General features: G+C 34.7%; 2 protein-coding genes. Both read left to right on the top strand.

Going from position 1 to position 2,251, the window contains the following annotated elements; all coding sequences use genetic code 11:
* Nucleotides 1-149: 149 nt before the first annotated feature.
* Nucleotides 150-713: an amino acid ABC transporter gene (locus H4J62_RS19850; protein WP_310733565.1), complete on the top strand. Its 564-nt coding sequence runs from the start codon at nucleotides 150-152 to the stop codon at nucleotides 711-713.
* Nucleotides 714-1,507: 794 nt separating this feature from the next.
* Entirely contained in the window at nucleotides 1,508-1,978 is a 471-nt protein-coding gene (locus H4J62_RS19845) for a type II secretion system protein (protein WP_182218729.1), read from the top strand.
* Nucleotides 1,979-2,251: the final 273 nt, after the last annotated feature.

Here is a 2,251-nt window from a genome sequence, read left to right as displayed (position 1 = left end):
GTTCACCACAGTGATATCTATCAAATAAAAGGAGAAAGTTACCGAAAAAAACAAGCTATGCAACTAAATTCAAATACCGGCCAAGTTAATTGACGCCAACCGGACAAGTTAGTTGACGTCTAATAGTCCCTTTGGCAAGAGGGCTAGATATGGTAGCAAATGGTGATTGCGATATGTTACCAGAATACCTATTTTCAAAAAATTCAGAAAAAGATTTTGAATATGCTACTCAAGCAACTTTTTCATACACAGCAGCCTTTATCGTTAGGCACGACGATCCTTGGATCTATAATGGTGTAAAATCTATCAAAGGAAAACGTATCGCAACGGGGCCAGGCTGGGACTACAGTTCATTGAGTGTCGACTATCAAAATTACATCACTAATCTGAATAATGCGAGTTTTGTTGAAGTACTCTCTGGTAATGATGATGTAGTTGAACGAATTTTACACATGATCAAAGAAAGTAGAGTCGACTTATATGCTGATAATATACTTGTTCTTCAGTACGTTATGAATAGACTAAATTTGAATGATGAGCTTAAGATTGTTCAGCCCGGCTTAGAAAAAAAAATGGTTGAAATGCCTATTTTCTCAAAAAAAATTCCAACAACAAAAAGACAAGAACTTATAAAAATTTGGAATGAAGGGCGCTTATCAATAAAAGGTAAAAAAGAAGAAATGTTTATCAATAAATATAACGTAACATTTTAATAAATCGACAGTCCGTTGAACGCTTACCTTCCAAAGTTACTAAGACACCCATGATAACTTTTATTTTTGATTTTTTAGATGAGTTAGGCAGTATCATCCCATATATATCGAGAGCGATAGTAGGTAGTTATGTTTATTATTAGATATGTACTCGTGATGCTGTATTGTATTTGTGTTTATAACTTTTCAAGAAGCAATAGAAGTTTTAATAATTGGTTATTCGATTATATTTCCCCTAGGCAACAAGCTAGCATGCTTAAAAATTGTGGAATACAATGGTTGCTACTGGATTTTGAAGGTTCCAAAAATACAGAATCTTTAAAAACTTGTTTTGAAGAGTTTAGCGAAGATATTTTTAATAGCCCTAGACTTTCAAAAATAACCCTACGCATACGCAACAGTATGAAAGAATAAAAAGGATTAGAATAGTTTAAAATCACAACGGTGAACGACCCCTTGTGGCCCCCCCTAGAGTTGACCTAAAAACTGGAAAATATTAGGGTCTTCATAGAGAGAAAAGTTATCAAGACACCCATGATAATTCTTTATTACCTCATATCCACATTTATGATTCAATTGAATCAAACAGCTATAAAAGATAGGATAATAGAATTAACTTCAAGTAAATATAAGTTATTTTATTTAAAGTAAGTAGGCTGAAAATTATAAAGCCTCGTTACGATTAAAAACTTGTTAGGAACGGTCTTTTTTCGTGCCTCTACTGAAAGGTCTCTTATACACAACTTTCAGGCTGTCATTAATAGTATTTCTTTAATTTTTTGGAATTAATCCATATGAAAAATCAATCTGGTTTCACTCTGATTGAACTTGTAGTGGTTATTGTTATCTTAGGGATTTTGTCAGCGGTAGCTGTTCCTAAATTTATAAGCATACGAAGTGATGCTCAACAATCCGCAATGGATGAATTAAAGGGCGCCTTAGAGTCAGCTAGCACGCTAGTTAACGCTAAGGCCATAGTTGAAGGACTTGGTAATTTGCAAGATGCAGAACTATCATCAGGAATAAAGATTCATTGGGGATATCCTTCCAATACACAGACAAACATAAGATTAGTTCTAGATTTCACTGAAGGCGCTGATTGGGAGTTAACTGGTTCATCACCAGTTATTTTTACATTTTTGAGTGATACAGAAGGTATGCTGGCTGATGCTATAAAAGCAGATGATACACTTTGTAAGTTGACCTATAAGCAAGCTAATAAAGGTCAACGACCAGTAATTTCCATTTCAGGTTGCGCCGACTAATTCCCGAAAGCATGTGCAACAGTGAGAATTACTATGCCACCCATGATAATGCTGCACAATAATAATGCTCTGAAAAACAGCTATCCATTGGTCAGCAACAATGCATGTACTGCATCTTGTAAGCTTTTGCCTATCGATTTTTATAGAAGTTGATTAAATGAATGAATTTCAGGCAAGCTTTACTTCTCCCCCAAGGTAGCTGTATTTTTCTTGCTGTTTTTGAATGTAGCTATGTTTACGCGCTATTCAAACAAGCTTGGGCATTTGCTTTAC

The organism is Colwellia sp. BRX8-5 (assembly GCF_014077325.1).
Classification (GTDB): Bacteria; Pseudomonadota; Gammaproteobacteria; order Enterobacterales; family Alteromonadaceae; genus Colwellia_A.
The sequence above is the reverse complement of the archived record's forward strand: the minus strand, read 5'-3'. Positions and strand labels throughout refer to the sequence as shown.